Genomic DNA, 22,413 nt, shown 5'->3' with positions numbered 1-22,413 from the left:
GGTGGATTTCGAGTTTTTTGGTTGGCGCGATTGTGGGTTTTATCGGATTTGATGTAGCTGGCATGGCTGATGCGCTACTCGTGTCGCTCACTTGCGCCGTTGCAGGCTATCTTCAATGGTTTAGGTTGCTGCCGTGGCTGTGGCGCAAGTGGAAGTCAAGGTGATGCCAATGATCAAATTACGAAAATCGTTGCTTCTGCTTGCATTTGTAATTGGAGCAGCATTGATGGCTTGCAATAATGAAAATCAAATCAAGAAGCAGTTGCTAGAAAAGACTCCTGTTGGAAGCAACATGGAACAAATACTCGCTTTTTGTTCTCAAGAAAAATTGAAGTGCAATCGCTCTGATACTGCTGGATATTTGGACCAGGACTCCGGGGAGGTTGTGGGTGTTAAATCAATTTGGGGGGTACTGAAAGAGCAGAAAGCAACTCCGCTTACCATAACGTCAGTTTCTGCTTATTGGGGGTTCGACAAAGATGGGCGTCTGATTGATGTTTGGGTTTGGAAAACTTCAGATACACCATAGATGATGAAAAGATATTCACATCTGCCTTTGCCGGTTTTACTGGCGTTGGCGCACGCTTTGGCGGTACTACTTGTTTATATGGAGCACTATGAGGGTAGCTGGGGCGGTATATTTTTTGCTATTCCAGATTTGCCAGTTATCGTTCTCTTGGGATTCTGTAAGTCATTCCTTTCGTTTGAAGGTTATTGGTTAGTGCTTGCAATATTTGGCTCCCTTTGGTGGTATTTTTTGGGATATTTGCTTGCGCGAATTTGGCGCATGCGATCAAAGCGATTGGCTAATTCAGCTTATGACACTCAGCCCAAACATTAGAGATCACGCTACCACCTACCCGGCCACCAGCAACCGCTTGAGCGGGGTTGTGCGGGGTGCCACGTCACCTGTTATCACGGATGCAAACGGTTCGGTCATCAACGATTTCACCCGCCAGTACGCCTACGACTTGCGCGGAAAATTGATTCAGACAACAACGACGCTGGGTGTGGTAAGCAGAAACCCATTCCCTGCCCGGTGTTAACCACACTAGCACCCACAAGCCGTGTGTTGGCTGGCCGACAGAAGCGCCTTTTGAGCTGACGTGAATGATTCCTTTGTGGCCTGCAAAAATGCCGCCAGTGTTTCGTTGCTCAAGGCCGCAAGCTGGCTTGCATTGACCCCTACAACGTGCGCTGGCAACAAACCTGGCACCTGTGCCGCAGTGAGCCCGCCGAAGCCCAAAGTGCTCATAAAGGCGATCCCCTTACCACTGTTCAGTGCGGCAATGATCATGATCTGAGGCTGACTAAAAAATGGCGTTTGAGCGTAGTCAATTGATCCAACTTGGCACTGCGGGCTGCTGACACTGATGGCACACTGGTAGTTGAAATTTCCCAAGGCTACGTCACTCAGGAAGTGAATGTTTGCGCCTAGATTTTTGATGTTGGAGCTGAAGAACGTACCCACTTCTGCCGGGGTGATTGCGGCGACCTGTGCCGGGTCACTGGCAAGTTGCATGAATGTGCTTGGTGACAAGTAGTTGATCTTGGAAATCCCGTTGTCGTAGGAGCCCAAAATCCGCACCTTGGCAGGAGTGAGTGTGGAGATCTGGCCAGGTGTTATCCCGGCGATCTGTGACTGTGAGTTGCTTGGTGTGGCGTTGTAGGTGTACTGGAGTGAAGTCAGGATGGCATCACTGAGCTGGACGAAGTTTCCCCCGATCAAAGCAAACTTCCCTGAGTTCAGTGTTCCTATTTCCTGCGGGGTGAGGGCTGCGACCTGGGCTGGATCGCTCATCAGACGGGCAAAAGTGTTGTCGGCAAGAAACGAGAGTTTTGGATACCCGGTTTCGGCTGATCCAATGATCTGCACACGGGCCGGGGTGAGTGTGGCAATCTGGTTTGGTGTGATCGCATGAATGTGGGACATCCCATTGATCACAGATGCGATGAAGGTTTCTTTGAGTGAAGCCAGGACGGTATCTGTGAGGTATTGAAAGTTGTCACCGATCAACACAAATTTTTCGCTGGGCAATGTGGCCATCTCCGGCGAAGTGATTGCTGACACCTGAGCGGTGTTACTGACGAGTTTGGTGAATGTGAGGTTGGCGAGTGCTGCAATTTGGGCAACCCCTGTTGCATCCGATCCAAGATAACGAATTTGCACAGGGGACAAGACGGCGATTTGTTCCGGTGTAATGCTAAATATCTGGGCTTTGTGTGGATCGCACCAAAGATTTGTATTGATAACGGTAGTCTTGAGTGCAGCAAGAGCGCTGTTTGACAGATACTGAATATCTGTCCCAAAGCTGATCAGTTCAACGTCGGTGACGGTTTTGATCTCGATGGGAGTCAGCGCCTGAATCTGTGCGGTTGTAAATGTGCGGGCCGGTGCTTCAGTGCATTTAATTTCAACTGATCCGCCACCACCGCACCCGGATAGGACGATGGTTAAAGAAACGATGACTGCATTGCAGACTTTCCCGATAGATTCAATAAGTTTTTTTGCATAACACTGTTTTTTTAAATTAGATGGAAATATTTTATATTCGCTATCATGGTCAGATCAAGGAAGTGAATTTGCGCTAATTAAAAATTTGGTTTTATTAAAAAATTCGTGAGTCTGTACGAATATAGCAACACTTTATCAATGGATTAATCTGTTGTAATTCATATTCTCAAGTTGTTTTTTGAAGTTTTTTAAAAAAAACTTCTTTACCCGCTTTATTTGTTCTGGTTGCGGTATAATGATTGCAACACCAACCATTTACAAAGGCAAAAAATGAAAGTTACCATGTTCAAATCTACAGACGGTCAATTACACGCCACCAATGCAGAGTGCTTGCAGCACGATGCGCGGCTTAAAGCCGAGTCAACCATTAAGGCGTTGGCTGTCGAGCACATTCAAGCGCAAGGCGAAGAAGATTTGGCCAGCATTCCAGATCAACTCACGAAGTTTGTTCTTCAACATTCTGAAACTCTTTTTGCGATTCTGGCCCCGATGCAAACACCAAGGAATCGCGTTCCACGCAAAACCAAGGGTTCAATCAAGGGCGACAACGCTGCCACTGCCGCTGCTGCGGTCATTGCGGCTGCTGCGGTGGTTTAAATGGGCGCAGCCCGCTATTCAGTTGTTGAGGTGTCCGACAGCAAGAGCTTTTGCCAGTGCTGCGGTAAGACCGGACTGAAGCGGGTTGTTTTCATTGCCGACTCAGAAACGGGCGAAGTTCGCCACTTCGGTTCAACTTGCGCCACGTCGCCTGCCAAGGGCTTCGGCCTTGATGCCGAGGTTAAGGCTGTTCTTGATGGGTTTGTGCGCCGTGAGGCTGGGCTGAACTCTGCTGCTGGCTATGCGTACCGGCGCGAAGGCGGCAAGTACGCCAATGATGCCTCAAACAAGAGAGTGCCTGTGAACATGGCCAGGTGGTTCGAGATCCGCGAGCAAATAAGTCTCGCATCCAAAATTTAGGAGTTTGTATGGCTGTTACAGCAAAATCCTTGCGTGAAAAGGTCGATCAGGCGGCACGCGGCGAGGATGGTCAGTACGACCCCAGGGCGCGAGTGAGCCTGACTGTTGCAGATACCCTTTACCTGGCAAATCAACTTGATACGCTATCTGGCGATGATCTGCGGCCTGAAAATGAGTCTCGATTGAAGCGGGAAGGGCGTAAAGAGCTTCAAAGTCAGGTTAAAACCGGGATGGCCAATTTGCGCTGTGCAATTGCCGGTCAACTCGCCAAAGGTGACATCAAAAATCTCCGGGCGACCTATGTGGCGAATGCATTGCTTGATGTCGCGGAGGAAGTCTGGTGGGGCGCTCACGGTGGCCCTAATGACGCTCAGAGGGTGATCGATGCAACAAAGGAAATGTTGGCCTCGATGGACCGTTTGCAGGAAATGGCAAAGTGGCAATTGGTTCCGTTGTTGCCGGACGATGCAGGCCAAATGGCTCGCCCTGTCTCGTCGCTTGAGATTTCCCGTCGCGCTGTCAACATCTTGACCCAAGAGCAAATCGTTACCGTCGCTGACCTGGTGCAACGCAGCTTGCGTGAGCTGGAAAAAATGCCAAACATGGGGCTTAAATCCAGGAACGAAATTATCGAGGCTTTGAAGTTAATCGGACTGTCATTGGCGAGGTGAAAATTTGATTTCCGATCCAGAACAAACGACGGATATGACCGCCATCTTGAGGCGGCTCAAAAAAATTATGGCTTTGTCTGAGTCATCAAACCCAGGCGAAGCGGCAACTGCATTGCGTCAAGCCGAGCGTCTGATGGCGAAGTATGAAATTCAGGCCGAAGACATTGAGCTTTCCAGTGTTGTCGAATTGGATATTGACGCAAAAGGCGTTAATTTGTCCAGTATGGAAAAGCGCCTTGCATCAGTGGTAGGTGCAGCGTTTGGTGTTGGACTGATGGCCAGTAGTTGCATTCCGGTGAAAGGCAACAAAAGACCTAAAGGCAAGGTAGTTTTTGTGGGTGACTCCCGCCGTGTGGTGGGTGCAAAGTACATCTTCATCACCCTGCGTCGGCAACTGATCAAGGGCGTTCGAGAAACCTTCTCTGAAATCTTGGTGTCTGCTGGATTAGACAAGAAGGCATTGAGGCTCGACGCAAAGCGCCGTGACGCATATTGCGAAGGGTGGTGTGCGGCTGTGATGAAACAGATTGAAGACTTTGTGCCAGAAGTCTCACCTCACGTTGACACCTACATTCAGAACCGCACAAAAGGCGCTATAGCCAAAGCGCCGGTCAAAGCGAAGCTGGATGCCGAGGTCGATGCGCTTACCGTCTACATGACTCACAGAGGGGTGAAGGATGGCATGGAAGTTCGATTGCATCGTGGCGTGTCAAACAGTGGTTCGGCAACAGCATTGCCACGTTTGGAGTGATTAAGGAGAAACCTGATGAGTGAGACACTTGGCAGCAAAATCAAACAATTGGCCGACACATACTGCAACGTCAGTTTGCTTCGGGGTGCAAAAAGTGATGCGCGAAGCAGACTTCACGAGGCTGTGGATGATCTGGTGACGCTGGCCGGAACCGCCAATGAGCAACACGACATCGCAGGGAAAGCGCACCAAGAGTCGGTGCAGCGCGAGATCGCACTGGCCGAAGAAAATGAACGACTGCGACAGGTGATTGTCAACATCCAGACCTCGCTTGACGATGCCAATTGCACGCCCGGTGCCCAATCAGCGACACGATTTGGCAGGGGACAGAAGGAGCTAACAACAGTTGTTGATTAACTATTCAAATGTAGTTATACTATATCGTAATGAACAGCAATTACCGCATCAACGAATTCGCCAAGCGTGTCGGACGCTCGGTTCAGACCGTGCGTCGCTGGGAGAAAGAAGGAAAATTAACAGCCAAGCGCCTGCCCTCCGGTCATCGGTACTTCGATGAGTCTGATGTACGAGCGCTGTTGGGAGTCGCGCCTGAGAAGAAGGACATCGTTGTCTATTGCCGCGTAAGTAACGCAGGCCAGAAAGATGATCTTGCCTCTCAGGTTCGTGCGATGGAAGAATATTGCCGAGGTGCAGGCGTGCCGGTTGATGTCTGGATGCAAGAAGTTGGCGGCGGTATGAATTTCAAGCGCAAACACTTTTTACATCTCGTTGATCGCATTCAGCGCGGGGAAGTGCAAAAGCTACTCATCGCGCACAAAGACAGGTTGATGCGATTTGGCTTCGATCTATTCAGCCACATCGCCACAGAAAACGGTTGCGAGATTGTGGTGATGAACCAGGTGTCCCACTCACCTCAGCAAGAGATGGTTGAAGACCTGATGGCTATCGTTCATACCTTTAGCTGCCGCCTGTATGGCATGCGCAAGTACAAAAAGCAGATACAAGAGGATTTCGTTGAGTACAAAATTAGCGCCGTGAAGGATGAGCAGCTTCAATGAAAGTCACCTACGGCAACCAGCTTTGGCTTTCCCAGGATTTTGGTGAGGCAACGCCTGACTTTTGGATGCCCTTTCCGGTATTCCAACCCCAAAATTCAGAAGGCTAACCATGTACAGAATCTATCTGCGCGACGAACAAATGCAGGTTCACAACAAGACTGCCACTCACCACCGAGATGCCGCTGCTGTGGCGTTTGACGAGTTGGTGAATCGTTCTGACCTGGATGGATCGCACATGTTCGCGGTGATCAGCTATGACGGCGCTCCTGTGGCACATCATGACTTCAGACTGCGGCCAGATGGTTCACCCCATGATCCAAACAGGTACTGGCGCGGGAGACTAGATCAGATCGCCTGGAAAAAGACGTAAACAAGGATTCCTTGTGCCTGGACGCTTGGAATTACCCAATGAGAAGCCTGTTAAGCATGGCGGCAGTAGGGTGGGTGCTGGTAGGCCACAAAAACCAGCTACCAAACCGTATTCGATTCGCTTGACAGATGATCAGTACCACCACTATCAGCAATTGGGTGGTGCGGCGTGGATCAAACGATTGATAGATGCGTCATTAGCCGCTAGTGAGAAGGTTCTGGAAAAAAGACTGTTTGACTAGCTCGTTCAGGTGTTCACTTCGCAGGAAAGGTCAAGTTCTTTTCCGCGTCGGGTCCAGACGGTCAGCCTGCAAAGACGTTGCAGCATGGCTCGATCCACTTGTTGCTTATCGACCGCAACAAAAAAAGGCGCGTCGGAGCCATCGTTAAAAACAACGTCCCAGCACCGGCCCGGCTCATGCAGTGATGGCTCAATACTCACCGATCTACCCGTTTTCATTTCGGCCAACATCACTTCGCCCTCGGGCGGCACCAGCAATCTCCAAACGCCAGCGTTTGCGCTGAGATAACAAAACCCACATCTGGCGTGCTCTGAATCCCAATAGTTCGTATAGGTGATCTCGCTGCCGTTGTTTCCAATCTCAATCATTGCTTCTCCATTCCACTGAATTTGCTTGCGGCTTTTGCCTTTGATCGTCACAGAACCCAATCAAATTCGACAGTCTTTTTGTACTTTTTGAGAAGCCGTTTCACCGGCCCGGTGAATTGTGGAAGCCAATTCTGTGACCAGATGCGGCCATCGAGCACCCAAATGTGGCGATCCTTCACCTGGTCGCGTCGGATCAAGCGGCCCAACCCCTGTTTGAAGATCAACAGACCTTCTTTAGCGATGGCAGACGTGTTGGTCAACTCGATTCTTCTCTGCATGGTGGGCGATTGGTTTAACCCGATTGGGCAGCAAGCGATCACGAGGTTGGTGAGCAGTTTGTCCACTGATGCTTTGGCGTCGTTATCCGACAGATCCAATCCCGTCCATGCCGGGCCGAGGCTTAACAGAATTGGGTTTTTCCCTTCTCTGTGAGCTGCTTTGAAGGCATCAATTGATTTTGCAAATTTGGCATCGCGCTTTTGCACGATCAGCCTTGGAATCAAATCAGGGTGTTCCTCGCTGATGAGGGCTTCAATGGCTTGAATCTGGTTGTATGAGCTTGTTAAAACCAGCGTGCCGCCGCTGGCTTTTGTCACGATATGAGCAATAGACTTACCAATTGATTTCATCCATGCCATTTCCTCACCGTTAGCCTTTTCTTTGCTTTTGTGGGCTGGGCGTGACAGTGGTTCCAACATATTTTTTGCAGGTATGTGCAAGGTCGGGATGCTGTAGATGTGCTTGGATTCAATGGGGGGGAAGGTCGCCAAGCGGCTCAAAGGAATGGCCAGGTTTTTGACCACGTAATCGCATTTGCTGTTGCCGTAGCTGTCAGTGAGATACATCGTGGCAGAAGCCATTACCACACCACCTTCAGCGGCTTTCCAGATGGCTCCAGCTTCCAAACCAATGTGGTCAGCTCCCACGCTGATTGATGGGTATCGCTTGTCTGGCGAAAACTCCAAGTACGTTGATGTCCGATTTTGCTTTTTCTGCATTTCGCTGGCGGCGAGATTGAGTGTTGACGCAAGCTGTTTTTGAATTGATACATCCGATGCAAACGCAATGCTTGTCAGGAGTTTCCCAATTTCAATGAGTTGATTGCATATTTTTTGATGGCCGTCTGAGTTCTGCGTGATCTGCTGTCTATTTCCCTCTTCAAACATTGACTGGCAGTCCTTCATAAATAAACTTGCAGCTTCGAGGGTTTTGCGCGGAACAGATCCCTTTTTGGCTTTTTTGGATTTGCAAAACTTGGCAAGTTTGTATCGCAGTGCAAAGAGTGACATTTGGTGGCTGTTTATCCTGGACAGTGTTTCCTCAAACGAATGTGCCTCGTCAATGATGAGTGCTGCTGGTTTTGCGAGCGCAGCCCACTTTGTTATTTGCCCGATTGCAAGCATGGCATGTGTGCAAATAATGATGTCAGCTCCGGTGTGTGGGCCGGGTTTATCACCATTCTTTTCAGATTTTTTGTTTGCAGCTTGTCGCAGTGCAGAAAGCAATGATCGAGCTTGCGACCCTTTTGTTTTGTCAATACTGCTGGTTTTGAGGACAAAATCTTGAACCGGCATGTTTTCAGCGAGATTCATTAAGTCGCTTACAAGCCATCCGAGGGTGATTCCTTGTTCCAATGCCACTTGATAGATGGCGTCGTCTTTTGTGTGTGGGGCGTCGGCCTTTACCCATTCAAAGACCGCTTTATCAGCGACCTGGTGCTTTTCGTCTTCAAACCAGTCAATGAGTTTGATGTCATCAACAAAATCGGCAGCACCTGGCAGGATTGTGGCGTTGATGTTCTCGCCAAAGCCGTCTGATCGCAGTGTTTGAAGTTCACCCCAAAGTTGATTGACGATCAACACGGTGGGGGCGGCGACTACCACTGGTTTTTTGCCATCTAAGACGCTCTGAATGGCTGCAGCCATCAGCGCACGACCCTTGCCAACACCGGTCGAGGCTTCTGCAACAACAATTTTCGACTTTCCCATACCGTCCATGATGGATTTGAAGAACGTGGCCTGGTCGGGTCGGGACTTGAAGGGCACATCTGATGGTGTGGAATTGCTGTTTTGTGTGTTTTTTTGGTTGATTCGATCATGGCCAGCTTGGGCCAATCCCGCTGCTGTCTCAGAAAACGTCAGAGAACGCTTGTCGGCTTCTTCTTGCACGATTGCAGAGAGTGACGGTGGCAAAAAGAATGTGGATTTTGTAAGCACCGACAAGTCGATTTCGGTGTTGGGCTCCAGCTTTTGATTGATCGCATGGCGAATGAAGCTGCGGTATGCGTCTGCCATGTTTGCTCCCGCATGATCTTTGACGACATCGAGCACGGGGAGCAGGTAGTTGCGGGCAGTGGCGTTCATGGTTTTCGTCTTGTGTTGAAGAGGTTGAATTCTAAAGCCAAAATTATGACAAGTGCATTTGCATATTTTCAACAAATTTACACTTGCCTTAATTTTTATTGAGATTGTGCTACAGTGACTTAACTTCACTTCAAAAGGGCGACTGTGTACAACGAAATACTGTTCTTTCCTGAGTCACTGCGGGGTCAGCAGATCTACCCCGATGTGGCCCGCAAAATGCTTGCGGCAGCGTGCGATGGACTGGCAATTCATCCGGGGATATTCAACCGGGATGAAGCGGGTAAACTGATTACCAGTCATTACGGTCATCAGAATGACGGAGAAGGTTTTGGCGTTCCGCCGAAAATCGTCTTTGACGGTGGCACAGGATTTATCCGAATCTTTGGCCTTGGCAAATCCGGCGTTGATTTGCTCAACGACAACTCGCACATTTTGATGGCCGCTATGCGAAAACATTGTGGTGGGGCGTTTCGCATGGAAATGAAACACGGCGATATGACTTTGGCCGCGAGCGAACCCATCATGTACGGTATCCGTCGATTGGTGGTTGAAAAAAATGCCAAGGCTGCGGGTCATTACTTTCATGTCCAGGCAGTTGAGCGTGAAGAAGAAATCAAAAAAGTCATTCTGACCGGCTTGATTTCATGTGCCCGGTATCTCGATGACGAATCAAAGGGCGAATCCCACTTTGAGTCTCATATTCCAAGCGAGGACAGCTTGATCCTTGACATCTTGGAAGGCGATGCAACTCCCATCGACATCAAACCCGGCATCCGTGCTGCGGGCTTCAAAAACGTCACTTTCTGCACCAATCTCGATCTCAGTGGGCCTTGGTGTACGGGCAAGCTGCGTTCGCGGGGCTACGGGATCATTCGAAAAAGGATTGCATGATGAGCGGCACATCTATTTCTTCGTCTGTCATCGTGTCCAGTGGCCTGGGTTACAAGCCGGAAGGTGTGGCTTCAAAAGTGGAGGGTGTTTGCAGCTTCTGCGGCCTGCACATCGCCAAGGGTGATTTGGCAAGTCCTTTTTCTGTTTCATCGGCTTTCATGGACGACATCAGTTTGGCCGCACGCGGCAGCGGTTTGACGTGCGGCCACTGCGCTCCCTTGATGACAGCCACGGCATTGCGCGAGTCTGGCTACGGCGTTTTCACCAAAGGTGGCACACAGCCCTTCAGAAAGTGGGTTGACATCGCCAACGCCATCAGGAACCCGCCCAATGAGCCGTTTGTGATGGCTTATGCGACTGCAAATAATCAACACATGGGGTGGAGAGCCCCGGTTAACTTTTCGAGCGCTCTCTTCTATGTTCGCGTAGGGTTGAGGAATCTCAAAATTCGTCACAAGTACCTGATGGAAGCGGTTGATGTCTCTCAGGTGGTTGGGCTCGCTTTTGGCCGGGAATCGTCGGCAAAAACGTTGGCCCATCCGTTTGTTCGCCTTAGCTCTGACCTGAAAGAGATCGGTCACGCTGGTTTGATCGTCAATTACAAGCCAAAGGAGCTTGAAGACGAGGCATATCGAAAGCTTTTGGCAGAGCACCAAGACAATATTGATTTCTTGATGGATCTGACTCTCGGAGAAACCTGGGCGCTGAGATTTCTGCTTACGCCGGGTGCCGGTTCTCTTTGACTCTTTTCTTTGATCCTTTTTATTCTCTATTTTTACTGAAAGTTCGTATGAAAAAAACTGTTTCCATCCACGCCATCCTCACTACCTTGTCTCCCTTGCATATTGCATCGCCTGAATCGTTCCGCTATGACATTAACAATTCGACGGGCTACGGGCGTGTCAAGAACGGCACCAAAGGCGGTATCGCTTGTGCAGGTATTCAACGCCGACACTTCAGTGGTGTTGACGGTGTTCCTTTTGGTCTGCCAGTCATTGCCGCGAACAACGTTGCCGGTCGTCTTCGCCGCCAGGCCTCTAAAATTGTGCTTGATCTCCTGCGCAAAAAAAACCAACGCATCACGCTTGCCACTTACGCAGCACTGACTTGCGGCGCGATCACCGGTATTCCTGACTCGCGTGATTTGACTTTTGCGGAATACAAAGACAGCTCCAATCACCCGCTGATCGGTTTGCTCGGCGGCGGTCCACGCATGTTGCGTCGTCGGATGCAAGTTCTCGATGCATTGCCGGTGATGCAAGTCTTGCGCGAAGGTGGTTATTCGGTGGCACACCCCAATAGCACGGGCCGTGAAACCAATGCCAGCAACATAACCTACGGAACTGCATTCAAGAGGGGCGATGACATTTCGTCATTGCTTGATGTTGATCGCATGGCCGACACCGTTGAAGATTTCGAAAATGCATTTTTTGCTCGTCAAAAGCTGATCCTGGAAGACAAGGCTAAAAAGGATGCAGATGACGCGGCAAAGAAGGAGCCAAAGACTGTTGAGCCAGACGATAAAAACAAGGAATTGGAAGAAAAATCCAGTCGCTACAGCACAAAGGCTTGGTCAGCTTTCGAGTTTGTCGCGCCTGGTGTTGATTTTGATTTCACGATCAATCTGGTCGATGTGACAGACGCTCAGATTGGCTTGTTTTTGCTGGCATTGAATGGCCTGAGCAAAACACATTTGGGGGGTCAATCGCGCAATGGCTTGGGCCGGTTCAAGTTCAACGATGTGATCATTGTGGACAAAACCAATGGGGACAACAATGCATCGGAACCCATTTTCAACAACAACGATTTGATGTCAAACCATGAAGCGATTGCAGCCTACATTGCAGCGTGGAAAACTGCGACTGAAGGCATCACCGCGAGCAAGATGGACGAAATCATGCGGCCACCAGTGGGTGAGTCTGATGATGAAAAGAAAGCCAAGGCCGATGCAAAAGCGGCAAAGGCTGCTGAGAAAAAAGCTGGCAAGTCAACGGCAACGGCTTGAGGTTTGACATGCAAGCATTGAAGGTGACATTCAAACTCGCCTCTCCCATTTTTATTGACTCTGAGTACCCCATCCACCTGGATGCACTGCTGGCATACGCCTGCGCTCAAGAGCTTGAGAAATCGGGCGAGGATGACTGCTGGAACAAAATCGATGGTCACATGGCCTCGATTTTGGCAAAGACCGACGGCGATGATTGGGTGTGGAAGGCATCGAAGCTGTTTGTCAAAGCCAAAAGCGAACTGATGTTTTCGAACCAAATTCGCAAATCCGATCCTGATATGTACTTCGATGACATTCACACTGAAGATCAAAATGGTGTGTTTGTCACCGGGTTCATGAAGGACGGTTCAGCGCGAAAAATCAATCCAGAAACATTCAAAATCGATACGGCAAGCGGCCAGCAACGCGGCTACCAATGGCTGACTGCAAGCCGGTGGGTGAAGGACGTTACGGCCTACGCTGTTGGCGACCTGGATGCTGTTGACTACTATTTGCGCGAGCACATCCGGTTCATTGGCAAGGTCGGTCGAAATGGGTATGGACGGATCACCGCCATTGAGGTCAGCTCGCATGACTGCGAAGACGACTGGATGCAAAGGGTTTTGCCTTTGAATCACCCAGGAAAGTCCGGCTGTCAGTACGCGCCTGTGCAAGCCTGCATTCGGGCACCGTATTGGCGAAAAACCGATATGGTGCTGGCTAAAGAAATGGTTTGAGCGCCAAATCTCTTCTCTCGAACCCCATTCCGGTGTCAGACCGCATATCGATCCTGTATGCGGAGCATGGGGTTCTAGAGGTTGACGGCCATGCTGTTGTTTTAAGACAAGGCGAGTCAAAAACACACTTTCCCGTTGGTTCAACTACGGTTCTGTGTATTGAGCCTGGGACTGTCGTAACTCACGCAGCAATCAAAGCCTGTGCTGAATCAGGTTGCCTGTTAATTTGGACTGGAGAGGCTGGTGTGCGTTGTTAGCTCTATGCCCGCATAGGTAGTAAGGTGCGAGAGGCAGCACGATGCCTCGGAATCGCGTTAGCTCTATGCCCGCATAGGTAGTAAGGTGCGAGAGGCAGCACGATGCCTCGGAATCGCGTTAGCTCTATGCCCGCATAGGTAGTAAGGTGCGAGAGGCAGCACGATGCCTCGGAATCGCGTTAGCTCTATGCCCGCATAGGTAGTAAGCAATCATCCATTTGCGTTCATCAACCTGAATCGTTAGCACTATGCCCGTGCATAGGTAGCAAGAGTTCAGATGGAGTTTTTAAGTCGCGGTTCTAGTTAACCCTAAGCGGTTGCTATGATTGGTTACGGGTCAGTCCTATGCCAGCATAGGTAGCAAGATAATGAGGTATCAGATATGCCAATTTTGAGAGTTAGCCCTATGCACACATAGGTAACAAATGGGATCAAAAGCAACTTGGTGAGATCGCGGAGTTAGCCCTATGCCAACATAGGTAGTAAATATACTATTTCTTTGTGAATAAATGAAACTAGGTTAGCCCTATGCCAACATAGGTATCAGTGTAGTTGATTTTCAGTATAGTGGTGCGCCTGTAGCCCTATGCCAGCATAGGTATCAATTTGGAACGCAATGCGTACCAAATTGAACTGAAGTTATTTCTATATTTATCCGAATCCGGCGTAAATATCTTTAATCCCAACAAATCTAAACATCAAAACCAGCAACGCTACTGATAGCGGCCACACGCGAAGTCATGTCAGCCTTGGTGTATAGACCAGTTGTCCCAATGTCGGCATGCCCCAAAATCTGCTGCACGGCTGCAACATCACGATTTGATCCCTTCAGCGCCTGGTGAGCAAAAGTGTGTCTGAGCCAGTGGGTTGAAGCCTTCAAGAAGTCTACGTGGCCAGAAGATTCGACGTTCTTTTGGACTTCTTTAAAAAACAATTTCAAGATCATGTAGATCCTGGCGGAAGAAAGTGCGCCGTTGACATTGCCATCGCGGGGTGCGTCGGTCGGATTGTCGCTGCTGCCCGCCTTTCGTTCGGTCAATCGGTAGTCCAGAATACTCAGTACAGGAACATCCTCTTTTTTCATGTTTTGATACGGTAGAACACCTTGGGCCACAAGCGCCATGCGGTCATCGTAGTGATCCTGCAGCGCCTGCATCGTGCCTGCTTGCAATGGGACTATGCGTTGTTTGTTTCCTTTCCCAATGAATGTTGCGGCCCACATATCCGATATTTTGTTGTCCAGGCGCAATTGAGAAAGCTGTCCCCAGGTGAGGTTTGCGACTTCACTTCGGCGCATGCCGGTTGTTTGAAAGAGCAGAATGATTGCACGCAGGCGTGTGGCGCTGATTCTGCGCTTCAGCCTGTAGGCTTCCATGCGCTTTTTGTGTTCGATTGTCTGATCCTGGCCTGATTCCATATCTGCATTTCCCTCTGCGCTTATGGCTAAAAAGGTGCGCTTGATGACTGCCAGGTCGTCTTCTGAAAAACTTCGCATGACATCCATCTTTGTGACTGTGCGCTTGGGTGATCCACTGTCACCGGCAGCATTGGCGCTGATGTAGCCACATCTCATAAGAGCAATAAACATTGTTGACACAGCACTCATGGTGGCCTGGATGCTTGCGTCACCCATGGGGCCGCGCAGAGGTCGCCAATCGTCCGAAAACTTCATGGCCGGGAACTTTGAACACCAGTGAGCCGGTGGGTCGCGCAGAAATTTTCGGAAGGCAACAAAGTCATTGGTGGTAAGTGATGACAAACTGCAACCTCGCTCGACCACAGCCCACAATATCAACCGCTCGATAGAACGGCGGTAACTATCCTGAGTGGCCGGTGACATCTCACCAAGCGTTTTGAACCATTCGTGGATCGCCATGCGGTCGTTTTCCGCGCCGTAAGTGTTGGGATTGTGGTTGCGAAAGGTGCCGTCGTGCCCCAGCAAGGCGGGTGGCCACGCGAGAGATTCGATTGGAACAATGCCAAACACTTGGGCCTGGCCCGAATTCTGGCTGGAAGCAATGTCTATCAAACCCTTTTCTTGCCTGGTGGGTGTTTTGACTTCAGCATCGGTGATGGCCTGTTCGTCCAGCTTGTACTTTTCTTCCAGGCGAAATCGAATTTGATTGGAAAGACCTTTGGTGAACAGAGCTTCGTTTTGCAAGAAGAAGATCAAGATCCTTTTTGCTCTGTTATGACCGAGGCCGGGAACCTTTTCATACCAGCGTATGCCCGTCATATTGATCCAGGTGATGAGATCACCGAGCGTCAGAATGCCAATCGGCAGTTTTTTTACAATTTTCTGGTCGATCCACATACCAATTGGCTGATCTGACGATGGTGATGTTGACAGACGAAGGATGAGCCATTCAAGGGCATCCCTTTTCATTTTGATCGTCACAGAGGCTTGTGAAGACTCTGTTGTAGGAACTGATCCATATTCGTCCTGGTATAACTCGATCAATTCTTGTTCGGTGTACATGTCTTCTGGAAAACGACGACTGAATACGTCAAGCGTGGGTCCAAATGTCACAGTCGCAGTTTTGGCCATCAGAGAATCCATTTGCGCTTGTGCTTTGTCGCGTTCGTCAATGAGGGTGATGGCCCGTTGAATTCGACCTCTCAGCTCTCGCTCATAGACAACGGCAGTTCGTGGGTCGGTGATCCCAAGGTGGCCGAGATACCTTTTTGCGGCCTCACCGATGCCGATTTCCTCAATGCACGCTCGAAAGAAATAGAAGTCCGATGAGAGCAGCGGCTGTGGGTTGGTAGTCTGTCCCAGAGACTTTTTGGGACGACCGCGACCACGTTTTGGTTTGACTTCATTTATGACGGACTCAATTTTTGGTTCTAAGTCATTTGGCTCGTCAGCCTGGTCGTCATCAAAAACGACAACTTGGTGGTGCTTTGTGTTCAAGCTGTTGCTCCTAGATTTTCTGGCTGTAGGGTGAATTGATCTTGACACCAAGGCGCTGTCCAACGAATTTTTGGCTGGGTGGTTGTCTTGTCAACTCGCTGACGTGTCTTGCGGTTCCAAGAACCACCGCTTGTCTTTAGTTCGGGCACCCATCCTGCGGCTCGTAGAGTGGTGCCGGATTCGGATTCAAGAACGTAGGTGATGATTTTTTTGAAACCTCTTTGCCTGGCTTGTTTAGAGGCCCATCCATACAGGAGGGAGCAAGCATTCCAAACAAGTCCTTGCGGGATGTCATCACGCACACAAAGTCGATTGACTTCGAGAATTTCATTTTGGTTGAGTGTCCGTGCGACAGGCCGGCCAACCATGATCACGCCAATCAAGTTCCCATTGCCGTTTGAAACACCTGCACCAAAGCGCCAACCGGCTGGCGGTGGACAGTGCCTGTGGTGTCGCTTTACAAATTCCTTGGCCGTTCTTTGTTCAACAGGAACGAGGGTCAAATTCCAATCCAACATCAGGGAACCAAGACCATCATCAATCACTCGACGCAACTTGGGTTGCTGCATTTGAAGCAAGATTCCATCGGATAAACCCATTAACCATTTAGCAGCCGTTTTTGGGTCTTTGTTGAGAAAATCGACAACATCCTTATGGAAGGATTCACAACAGGTGTCCAACAGAAAGTCACGGTAGCCATAAACCTCGTGGATCTCAACGGATTCATCGTCGCCACAGTGAATGCATTTAGCCATTGGCCATCTCTTTGTCAGCATAGTGCAAATGCGACAGTGCGAACCGTGCTTGTTTTTGTTTTGGCCTGGTGCTTATGCTGTGGCCAGCGTCGGTGCTGTTCCAGGGGCAAGGGTAGGGCGACTTTTCAGTTTTGATGTGTGGCATTGGATTGAGTGTGCTTTCTACAAGCGTGGCAGGTTGGGTCGGCAGCGATGGTCTTTGCGTCTGTTGAGCAAGTCAGCAGAGTGGTGTTTTCGTGAACGGTCGTTGAACAAGAAGGGCATGCCCATGACAATCTGAGTGTGTTGTGACTTCGTTCAAGCGCGTAACCCAACTCAGCCACACCCATATCGCCGCAACGGTCTTCACAGCCAGGGCAATCGATACAGCTTTTACCGACGCTGTGCGACTGACCGTGTTGATCAAATTCACGCGAGCGAAGCACGTTGGTCGTGCAGCTCACGCGACGGTGGAAACTTGCAAAAAAGGCGGCGGCTGTCATGGTCTTGTTTTTTTCAATTTTGTTTATGATTTAGGCTCAACTCAACACTGAGTTGCTTGATTGCGCCTCGATGGGGACTCCCAGGGGGAACTTCCTACACCGTGCAGGCTGGCTGTAGCCAGAGCAAGCGTCGCAATCACCAAATCCACCAACATAGCTTGAAAACGATTCCTTTTAATTTATGCATCGGGTTTGCTACGCATCTTAACAATGATTAAGATGTGTGTCAATTAAATGCCTGAAGTCGCACCCCTCTGAAATCAATGGTATAGCAAACTATACATTGCACCACAAAGCGTGTATAGTGAGCGATACATCTCCCAATGAAAGTCGCTCATGGAAAAGTTAAGCAGTCACGTCTTCAGAAAGCGGCTTGGCGAGCGTTTGCGGGCGGAGCGACAGAAGCTCGGTGAAAACCAGACGCAATTCGCAGAGCGCCTTGGCGTGACCAAACTCTCTCTTTTGAAATACGAAGCCGGAGCCTGGTGCCCCACGACGGAGCAGCTTTATGGTCTGGAGGCCAAAGGGATTGACCCGGCCTACATTGCCTTTGGCGTGCCGCGAGGCGTGCAGCACTCATTGGCCAACCCGGTCAACAGAAAACGCTTCTCAACTGTCTTCGCCAAGGTCTACAAAGCCAGCCTGACGCTGGCCGCTGAAGCATCAGAAGCTGATTTGATCGACCTGACCTGGAATGTGTTTTCCAGTGAAGGTAATTTAAGTGACGAAATTTTGACGGCGAACGTGAATCGCGTATTGGATGAGTTGTCGAAGAAAAACTCTGATAATATGCAAAACTTTAAATCATAATACTAAAATTGGCACAAGTAAATATGGTGATATTATTCAATCAAATCAATGATTTACGGTGAGAGGTAGCCCTATGCCTGCATAGGTATCAAATGGTCGCAAGAGCCAAAATAACAACGGTTGGCGGTAGCCCTATGCCTGCATAGGTATCAATGGTTTCAAAACTCCATAACGCGCGTATGGCCGGGTAGCCCTATGCCTGCATAGGTATCAAATCGTTTCAAAGCTCCATAACGCGCGTATGGCCGGGTAGCCCTATGCCTGCATAGGTATCAAGTACGAAATTGGATGAGCGCAGGGAAATTCCCTGGTAGCCCTATGCCTGCATAGGTATCAAGAGTGATGACTGAGCTTGAAATCCGCCGTGATCGGTAGCCCTATGCCTGCATAGGTATCAAACACATGGCCGGGTAGGCATGGCCCGCAGCCCTGGTAGCCCTATGTGGACTTGCAATGTCTGTGGATCAGTTCATGACCGCGACGTGAACGCTGCAAGAAACATTCTCGCGCTCGGACATGAGCGTCTATTACGTTGATCCGACATCTCCAGACAGTCTCAGCATTTCGCTGAACACAACTGGAGATTATTTTGAAATCAAACCCTTCTCTTTCTGATTTCCCCGCCGCGATGGTTCTCGCCTGTGAAGCTGCAATCGCGGCGAAATTGTTTTACGAAGATGAGTTCAAGGCATTTGTCTTTAAGCACATGGGCGGCTTCGGTTGCGAGTCAGTTCTGATCGTGACTTTGACTCTCGACGAACAAGTCGCAGCAAAGGATCTTTGGCAATCAAACCGTGTCTTGTCCAAGCAGCTCGCGGCCAAGGTTGTTGCTTCTCCACGGGGACACTATGCCCTCGTTCGCATGATCTTGGAAGGCGGTCGCGTTTCCACCAAGGCTTATGTCTCTGATGGTTGCGGCGAAGGACTCGCCACGGGCGGCTCCTTTGATAGTCATGACAGCGATCCACTTGGCCAAAAGGTGCTTGAACGGATGATCGGTTACGAAATCTATCAGTGCCGAAAAGCTGTAGAAGCACGCAACTTCCAGGCGCTTTGTGTGGATGCAATTGACCGGTTCAAGCTGGCTGTTGGATTTGTTCACAAAGGCGCGTTTTCATGCGGCAGTGGCATCTTTAGCACCGTTGTAATCAGTGAGGTTTTTTCCGAAAGTGGCTCAGTCAAACTGCACATGACGAAAAGAGGTAGCGCCAAACGCTATGAATTAACGCTTGGCGCTCACGTTTTTGCTGAACGGGCCAACCTTTTTGCACCCGTGTAATCATCCCACCCAGAAAGCCCATCACACAATTTGTGGTGGGTTTTTTCTTTTGGTCGAGCCATTTTTTGTTGAGCGACATAACCAGTGCAGTGCTGTACCAATTCCGGTCAGACTTAACCAAGGATGAAAAATGAACGCTACTATTTTGATTGAAGCCGTGAAGACTTATGCATTGGCCAATTACACCCAAGGCTGGGATACTGTTGTGGAGTGCCTGGCTGACTCAGACATTGCAGAAATGGTTGAAGGGTGTCAAACACCGCAGGACGCGATTGAAGCGGTCGCCCGTGAGTTCAGTCTTGAGGCCAATCGTTTGACTGGCTACATCGTGACCACCCGTGACACCGATGGCACTGGTCGTCAGTCTTTTGCCACCAGCGACCTCGCTGTGGCCCATTTCACTGAGATGGCCGGCAAATCACCAACTCGTTGTACTGATGAGCTTCTTTTGTCTGGAAAGACGTTTGAAGCCGTTTCAGACTTCGGATCTGTAATTACGCTCGCATACGCGGCCTGATGATGTATCAATTTTTTTAATAGGTGCTTTTATGAATCTAATTTTTTCAAACTCTGAAGTTGAAGACAAGTCCCTCGCATCTCATGGGAAGCGGTTTCTTGGAGCCGCCGAGGATGAAAACGGTAATGAGGTTCACGTTTTTGAAAGTCATGCGCTCACGCCTCAGCATGGGTTGAACAATGATGATTTGCACACAACATTCAAGAAAATGAATGAAGACAGCAGCGCCTTTGCTTCAGGGTTGGCGGATTTGTGGTTCAAGGCCGATCTCGACAATCGCCGTCGCATTGAATCGGCTTTCCCGGCGATGATTGATGCGTTCAAACCTGATGTTCTTCCGTTCAAGTTTGGTGCTTAACCTGATCTGCCAGGCGACGACCCCTTTCCTGTTGAGTACACAGTAACCATGCGCGGCAAAACCACTTTCAAGACGGACACTTTGAAAGTCAAAATTTACCGAGGGCAAAGTATTGATGAGGTCGCGCCCCGTGTCGCTGAAAGTTACGGTGCTACGGTTGATTCTTGTGTACCTGTCGATCCGGTTATTGCGTTACTACGCGCACTACGGGAAACTATCGGGTTCCTTGAAGCTTGGAAGTGTCATTTAAGTGATTCGGGTTCTGATCGTGCTGCCGAAACTGTTTCGGGCGTTATGATTCATGTTCGCTCGGTTTACAACTCAATTGCACCTTCTGCTGCGGCACCAGAAAATTGAGTTAATCTTTTGCAACTTGCCTAACGGCAATTGATTACAACCATTGACCCCTAAGCCATCACTTTTATAGTGGTGGCTTTTTTTGGGTTATATAGTAGTATTCTTCATGCAGAAGTGATTGCTAAATTTAATATTTTTCGTATATGAATGACTTTTTATGTGTTTTATGAATTTAAAGTTGCAACGTCAACTGACCTGGATGATCCTGAATACAAGATTTTGTCGTTCCGAATTGGCGATGTTTGCACAATTCCCAATTGGCCTGAAAACAACCTCAGCGGGCTTTTTAAGGCACTTGAAATGTGGCAACTCGATCCACGTATGGATTACAGCAAAGACACTTGTGGTGATCCTGCTGATGAGTTTATAGCTCCATACCGCAGTCGCGCATGGTGTAGTGTGTATGGACGGTACAACGTCAAACTCGGAAAGACGATCTACTACGTTACCAAACCGATCTATGAAGCAGCGCCCGATGCAGTGCGCTTTTGTGGCAACTTTAAAGGCTATAGCTTTGGTTTTTGGCTTGATCCAATGACCCGGCATTGATTGCCAAATTGGATGCGGCGATTGAACGGAACAAGTTATTGTTCGCCTGAAATCGTTATTCAACCACCCTAAAACTCCATCGCCTCGCGCTTTGGAGTTTTTTTTATTTCAAAATTTCTTGTGTCTTGTTAGACAACCAACCTTTGGTTACAATCTTTGCAACATGAAAAGGAGTCAGCAACATGAATGAGCTGAAGTGTCCATACTGCTTTTCTGACATTGAATATTTTCCCGCTGAGAGGGTTTATAAACGCGCTGGGTATGGTTTTTTGTTTGTTTGCAAAGGCTATCCCGCATGTGACAGTTATGTCAGCGCCAGTGACGACGCGAAGCCGATGGGCACGCTTGCCAACCGCTATTTGAGGGAGCAACGTAAGCGCGTTGTTCATTTGATCAGCGAGATCAGTGATCGGAACAAAACACCCCGGCAGGAAGTGATGCGCTTGATCGGCAAGGTTCGCGGCGTGAAGCTGTTCCGGGTAGGCGATTTGCGGGAGCCACAGACCGAAGAAATTCTGGCAAACCCCAATGTTTTTGCCGCGAGTGTTGAAAAGCTTTTGGTGCCTGCCGTCAATCAGGAAACTCTCGTATTGAAATTGCCCTTGCGCTACCTGTACATCGAAAGCCATACGAGGCCAGCCGGTGCCCTGCCCTACCAGCAATATCGTGGCCATCTCAAGGTTCTCAATGAAGCCGCAAAAAACGGGCTTGTGAACAAGGTGACGAAGCGTGGAAGTCGGCAAATATTTTGGGTGCTCACCCAAGCTGGCAAGACGTTGATTGACTATGACACGAATCCACATCGCACCCTTTACAATGCCTAGTCTCAAGACGCGATTCAAACTTCTTTTGCTTAGTACCCTGCTGGTGATGGGGCATACGGCTCACGCAGGCCTGTTTGATGCCACCTATGGGCGATGGAATGGTGACATCAAGCTCACGGCCACAAATCGAGGCACGACCGGCAAAGACAGTGTGTTGTCCGGAACAACCTACGGGCAAGTTAACAGAGAGGGAGTGCTTCGGTTTTCATTGCCCAACGGATGCCAGCTCCACGGCACGTCACAACCGGACAACTTCAATGTGTCTCGATTTCCAGTTGCGGTGAAAGTCAGTGATTGCGACTCAAAGGTTTTCAATGACTCTTACAAAGGCGCAATTACGATGGATGGGCGCACCATGTCACTCACGATGACCACAACCAGAGTGTTCATGGTAGGGTCGGATGCTTTGTTGGTTACGTCGAAGATGTCGCGGTATTGACC

General features: G+C 49.5%; 29 protein-coding genes and 1 CRISPR repeat array. Of the genes, 24 read left to right on the top strand and 5 right to left on the bottom strand.

The window, feature by feature from the left end; all coding sequences use genetic code 11:
• The first annotated feature begins 133 nt into the window (after positions 1-133).
• Positions 134-529: a hypothetical protein gene (locus BLL52_RS18905; RefSeq protein ID WP_139313484.1), complete on the top strand. Its 396-nt coding sequence runs from the start codon at positions 134-136 to the stop codon at positions 527-529.
• On the top strand, positions 530-841 hold the full coding sequence (locus BLL52_RS20555) for a hypothetical protein (RefSeq protein ID WP_206744499.1): 312 nt from the start codon (positions 530-532) through the stop codon (positions 839-841). It abuts the gene before it with no gap.
• Positions 842-1,051: 210 nt separating this feature from the next.
• Here BLL52_RS20555 and BLL52_RS18900 read toward each other — a convergent pair whose 3' ends face one another.
• Complete coding sequence (locus BLL52_RS18900; protein ID WP_139313482.1) at positions 1,052-2,179, bottom strand: hypothetical protein; 1,128 nt, start codon at positions 2,177-2,179, stop codon at positions 1,052-1,054.
• A 552-nt stretch (positions 2,180-2,731) separates the two neighbouring features.
• On the opposite strand from BLL52_RS18900, the gene BLL52_RS18895 reads away from it, so the two are divergent.
• The 8 genes from BLL52_RS18895 (at position 2,732) to BLL52_RS20550 (ending at position 6,524) form a co-directional block, all read left to right on the top strand.
• Positions 2,732-3,112, top strand: coding sequence for a hypothetical protein (locus BLL52_RS18895; RefSeq protein ID WP_139313481.1), 381 nt, complete (start codon positions 2,732-2,734; stop codon positions 3,110-3,112).
• Entirely contained in the window at positions 3,113-3,472 is a 360-nt protein-coding gene (locus tag BLL52_RS18890; protein ID WP_075588201.1) for a hypothetical protein, read from the top strand.
• 8 nt (positions 3,473-3,480) lie between these two features.
• Positions 3,481-4,143: a DNA-directed RNA polymerase subunit alpha C-terminal domain-containing protein gene (locus tag BLL52_RS18885; RefSeq protein ID WP_075588200.1), complete on the top strand. Its 663-nt coding sequence runs from the start codon at positions 3,481-3,483 to the stop codon at positions 4,141-4,143.
• Between the two features lie 4 nt (positions 4,144-4,147).
• Positions 4,148-4,894 (top strand): DUF2786 domain-containing protein, encoded by a 747-nt coding sequence (locus BLL52_RS18880; protein ID WP_139313480.1) that lies wholly within the window; start codon positions 4,148-4,150, stop codon positions 4,892-4,894.
• 15 nt (positions 4,895-4,909) lie between these two features.
• Positions 4,910-5,251, top strand: coding sequence for a hypothetical protein (locus BLL52_RS18875; RefSeq protein WP_075588198.1), 342 nt, complete (start codon positions 4,910-4,912; stop codon positions 5,249-5,251).
• A 29-nt stretch (positions 5,252-5,280) separates the two neighbouring features.
• On the top strand, positions 5,281-5,913 hold the full coding sequence (locus BLL52_RS18870; protein WP_075588197.1) for an IS607 family transposase: 633 nt from the start codon (positions 5,281-5,283) through the stop codon (positions 5,911-5,913).
• 109 nt (positions 5,914-6,022) lie between these two features.
• Positions 6,023-6,283: a hypothetical protein gene (locus tag BLL52_RS18865; RefSeq protein WP_075588196.1), complete on the top strand. Its 261-nt coding sequence runs from the start codon at positions 6,023-6,025 to the stop codon at positions 6,281-6,283.
• 13 nt (positions 6,284-6,296) lie between these two features.
• Positions 6,297-6,524: a hypothetical protein gene (locus BLL52_RS20550; protein ID WP_139313479.1), complete on the top strand. Its 228-nt coding sequence runs from the start codon at positions 6,297-6,299 to the stop codon at positions 6,522-6,524.
• Positions 6,525-6,529: 5 nt separating this feature from the next.
• Here BLL52_RS20550 and BLL52_RS18860 read toward each other — a convergent pair whose 3' ends face one another.
• A complete protein-coding gene (locus tag BLL52_RS18860; RefSeq protein WP_075588195.1) occupies positions 6,530-6,943 on the bottom strand; it encodes a hypothetical protein in 414 nt (137 codons plus the stop codon).
• On the bottom strand, positions 6,940-9,255 hold the full coding sequence (locus BLL52_RS18855) for a helicase C-terminal domain-containing protein (protein ID WP_075588194.1): 2,316 nt from the start codon (positions 9,253-9,255) through the stop codon (positions 6,940-6,942). Before BLL52_RS18855 ends, BLL52_RS18860 begins: the two co-directional genes overlap by 4 nt.
• A gap of 144 nt (positions 9,256-9,399) precedes the next feature.
• On the opposite strand from BLL52_RS18855, the gene BLL52_RS18850 reads away from it, so the two are divergent.
• The 4 genes from BLL52_RS18850 to csf3 are packed head-to-tail and all read left to right on the top strand — an operon-like array spanning position 9,400 to position 12,870.
• Positions 9,400-10,146 carry a hypothetical protein gene (locus tag BLL52_RS18850; RefSeq protein WP_075588193.1) on the top strand — a complete coding sequence of 249 codons (747 nt, stop codon included), beginning with the start codon at positions 9,400-9,402 and terminating at the stop codon, positions 10,144-10,146.
• Positions 10,146-10,889, top strand: coding sequence for a type IV CRISPR-associated protein Csf1 (gene csf1 / locus BLL52_RS18840; protein WP_139313478.1), 744 nt, complete (start codon positions 10,146-10,148; stop codon positions 10,887-10,889). The genes BLL52_RS18850 and csf1 overlap by 1 nt, the downstream gene beginning before the upstream one ends.
• Before the next feature lie 47 nt (positions 10,890-10,936).
• A complete protein-coding gene (gene csf2, locus BLL52_RS18835; RefSeq protein WP_075588190.1) occupies positions 10,937-12,151 on the top strand; it encodes a type IV CRISPR-associated protein Csf2 in 1,215 nt (404 codons plus the stop codon).
• Between the two features lie 8 nt (positions 12,152-12,159).
• Positions 12,160-12,870 carry a type IV CRISPR-associated protein Csf3 gene (gene csf3, locus BLL52_RS18830; protein WP_075588189.1) on the top strand — a complete coding sequence of 237 codons (711 nt, stop codon included), beginning with the start codon at positions 12,160-12,162 and terminating at the stop codon, positions 12,868-12,870.
• Between the two features lie 948 nt (positions 12,871-13,818).
• Here csf3 and BLL52_RS18825 read toward each other — a convergent pair.
• Positions 13,819-16,041 carry a tyrosine-type recombinase/integrase gene (locus BLL52_RS18825; protein ID WP_075588188.1) on the bottom strand — a complete coding sequence of 741 codons (2,223 nt, stop codon included), beginning with the start codon at positions 16,039-16,041 and terminating at the stop codon, positions 13,819-13,821.
• Complete coding sequence (locus BLL52_RS18820) at positions 16,038-16,796, bottom strand: XF1762 family protein (RefSeq protein WP_083634082.1); 759 nt, start codon at positions 16,794-16,796, stop codon at positions 16,038-16,040. The genes BLL52_RS18825 and BLL52_RS18820 overlap by 4 nt, the downstream gene beginning before the upstream one ends.
• A gap of 287 nt (positions 16,797-17,083) precedes the next feature.
• Between BLL52_RS18820 and BLL52_RS20545 the strand changes: the two genes are divergently transcribed.
• The 10 genes from BLL52_RS20545 (at position 17,084) to BLL52_RS21140 (ending at position 22,411) form a co-directional block, all read left to right on the top strand.
• Complete coding sequence (locus tag BLL52_RS20545) at positions 17,084-17,329, top strand: hypothetical protein (protein ID WP_139313477.1); 246 nt, start codon at positions 17,084-17,086, stop codon at positions 17,327-17,329.
• 285 nt (positions 17,330-17,614) lie between these two features.
• Positions 17,615-18,088, top strand: coding sequence for a helix-turn-helix domain-containing protein (locus BLL52_RS18815; RefSeq protein WP_075588187.1), 474 nt, complete (start codon positions 17,615-17,617; stop codon positions 18,086-18,088).
• Between the two features lie 64 nt (positions 18,089-18,152).
• Positions 18,153-18,486: a CRISPR direct-repeat array (repeat unit 28 nt; unit sequence GGTAGCCCTATGCCTGCATAGGTATCAA).
• Between the two features lie 18 nt (positions 18,487-18,504).
• Entirely contained in the window at positions 18,505-18,624 is a 120-nt protein-coding gene (locus BLL52_RS18810; protein ID WP_139313476.1) for a zinc ribbon domain-containing protein, read from the top strand.
• A 53-nt stretch (positions 18,625-18,677) separates the two neighbouring features.
• Complete coding sequence (locus BLL52_RS18805; protein WP_139313475.1) at positions 18,678-19,367, top strand: hypothetical protein; 690 nt, start codon at positions 18,678-18,680, stop codon at positions 19,365-19,367.
• Positions 19,368-19,497: 130 nt separating this feature from the next.
• Complete coding sequence (locus tag BLL52_RS18800; protein ID WP_075588185.1) at positions 19,498-19,884, top strand: hypothetical protein; 387 nt, start codon at positions 19,498-19,500, stop codon at positions 19,882-19,884.
• 31 nt (positions 19,885-19,915) lie between these two features.
• Positions 19,916-20,242, top strand: coding sequence for a hypothetical protein (locus tag BLL52_RS20540; RefSeq protein ID WP_139313474.1), 327 nt, complete (start codon positions 19,916-19,918; stop codon positions 20,240-20,242).
• A gap of 48 nt (positions 20,243-20,290) precedes the next feature.
• Positions 20,291-20,599: a hypothetical protein gene (locus BLL52_RS20535; protein WP_139313473.1), complete on the top strand. Its 309-nt coding sequence runs from the start codon at positions 20,291-20,293 to the stop codon at positions 20,597-20,599.
• Positions 20,600-20,746: 147 nt separating this feature from the next.
• Positions 20,747-21,148, top strand: a complete 402-nt coding sequence (locus tag BLL52_RS18790; protein WP_075588183.1) for a hypothetical protein — start codon at positions 20,747-20,749, stop codon at positions 21,146-21,148.
• Between the two features lie 182 nt (positions 21,149-21,330).
• The gene (locus BLL52_RS18785) at positions 21,331-21,972 is read left to right on the top strand and encodes a zinc-finger-containing protein (RefSeq protein WP_075588182.1); all 642 of its coding nucleotides are present in this window, start codon (positions 21,331-21,333) and stop codon (positions 21,970-21,972) included.
• On the top strand, positions 21,935-22,411 hold the full coding sequence (locus BLL52_RS21140; protein ID WP_139313472.1) for a hypothetical protein: 477 nt from the start codon (positions 21,935-21,937) through the stop codon (positions 22,409-22,411). The genes BLL52_RS18785 and BLL52_RS21140 overlap by 38 nt, the downstream gene beginning before the upstream one ends.
• The last annotated feature ends 2 nt before the right edge of the window (positions 22,412-22,413 follow it).

The sequence above is a fragment of the Rhodoferax antarcticus ANT.BR genome (assembly GCF_001938565.1).
Classification (GTDB): Bacteria; Pseudomonadota; Gammaproteobacteria; order Burkholderiales; family Burkholderiaceae_C; genus Rhodoferax; species Rhodoferax antarcticus.
The sequence above is the reverse complement of the archived record's forward strand: the minus strand, read 5'-3'. Positions and strand labels throughout refer to the sequence as shown.

Excerpts from the sequence above, each read along its gene's own strand:
- BLL52_RS20555 (WP_206744499.1), top strand. The coding sequence starts at position 530 with ATGATGAAAAGATATTCACATCTGCCTTTGCCGGTTTTACTGGCGTTG.
- BLL52_RS18890 (WP_075588201.1), top strand. The coding sequence starts at position 3,113 with ATGGGCGCAGCCCGCTATTCAGTTGTTGAGGTGTCCGACAGCAAGAGC.
- BLL52_RS18885 (WP_075588200.1), top strand. The coding sequence starts at position 3,481 with ATGGCTGTTACAGCAAAATCCTTGCGTGAAAAGGTCGATCAGGCGGCA.
- BLL52_RS18875 (WP_075588198.1), top strand. The coding sequence starts at position 4,910 with ATGAGTGAGACACTTGGCAGCAAAATCAAACAATTGGCCGACACATAC.
- BLL52_RS18870 (WP_075588197.1), top strand. The coding sequence starts at position 5,281 with ATGAACAGCAATTACCGCATCAACGAATTCGCCAAGCGTGTCGGACGC.
- BLL52_RS18865 (WP_075588196.1), top strand. The coding sequence starts at position 6,023 with ATGTACAGAATCTATCTGCGCGACGAACAAATGCAGGTTCACAACAAG.
- BLL52_RS18855 (WP_075588194.1), bottom strand. The coding sequence starts at position 9,255 with ATGAACGCCACTGCCCGCAACTACCTGCTCCCCGTGCTCGATGTCGTC.
- csf1 (WP_139313478.1), top strand. The coding sequence starts at position 10,146 with ATGAGCGGCACATCTATTTCTTCGTCTGTCATCGTGTCCAGTGGCCTG.
- csf2 (WP_075588190.1), top strand. The coding sequence starts at position 10,937 with ATGAAAAAAACTGTTTCCATCCACGCCATCCTCACTACCTTGTCTCCC.
- csf3 (WP_075588189.1), top strand. The coding sequence starts at position 12,160 with ATGCAAGCATTGAAGGTGACATTCAAACTCGCCTCTCCCATTTTTATT.
- BLL52_RS18820 (WP_083634082.1), bottom strand. The coding sequence starts at position 16,796 with ATGGCTAAATGCATTCACTGTGGCGACGATGAATCCGTTGAGATCCAC.
- BLL52_RS18815 (WP_075588187.1), top strand. The coding sequence starts at position 17,615 with ATGGAAAAGTTAAGCAGTCACGTCTTCAGAAAGCGGCTTGGCGAGCGT.
- BLL52_RS18810 (WP_139313476.1), top strand. The coding sequence starts at position 18,505 with ATGGCCCGCAGCCCTGGTAGCCCTATGTGGACTTGCAATGTCTGTGGA.
- BLL52_RS18800 (WP_075588185.1), top strand. The coding sequence starts at position 19,498 with ATGAACGCTACTATTTTGATTGAAGCCGTGAAGACTTATGCATTGGCC.
- BLL52_RS20540 (WP_139313474.1), top strand. The coding sequence starts at position 19,916 with ATGAATCTAATTTTTTCAAACTCTGAAGTTGAAGACAAGTCCCTCGCA.
- BLL52_RS20535 (WP_139313473.1), top strand. The coding sequence starts at position 20,291 with ATGCGCGGCAAAACCACTTTCAAGACGGACACTTTGAAAGTCAAAATT.
- BLL52_RS18790 (WP_075588183.1), top strand. The coding sequence starts at position 20,747 with ATGACTTTTTATGTGTTTTATGAATTTAAAGTTGCAACGTCAACTGAC.
- BLL52_RS18785 (WP_075588182.1), top strand. The coding sequence starts at position 21,331 with ATGAATGAGCTGAAGTGTCCATACTGCTTTTCTGACATTGAATATTTT.
- BLL52_RS21140 (WP_139313472.1), top strand. The coding sequence starts at position 21,935 with ATGACACGAATCCACATCGCACCCTTTACAATGCCTAGTCTCAAGACG.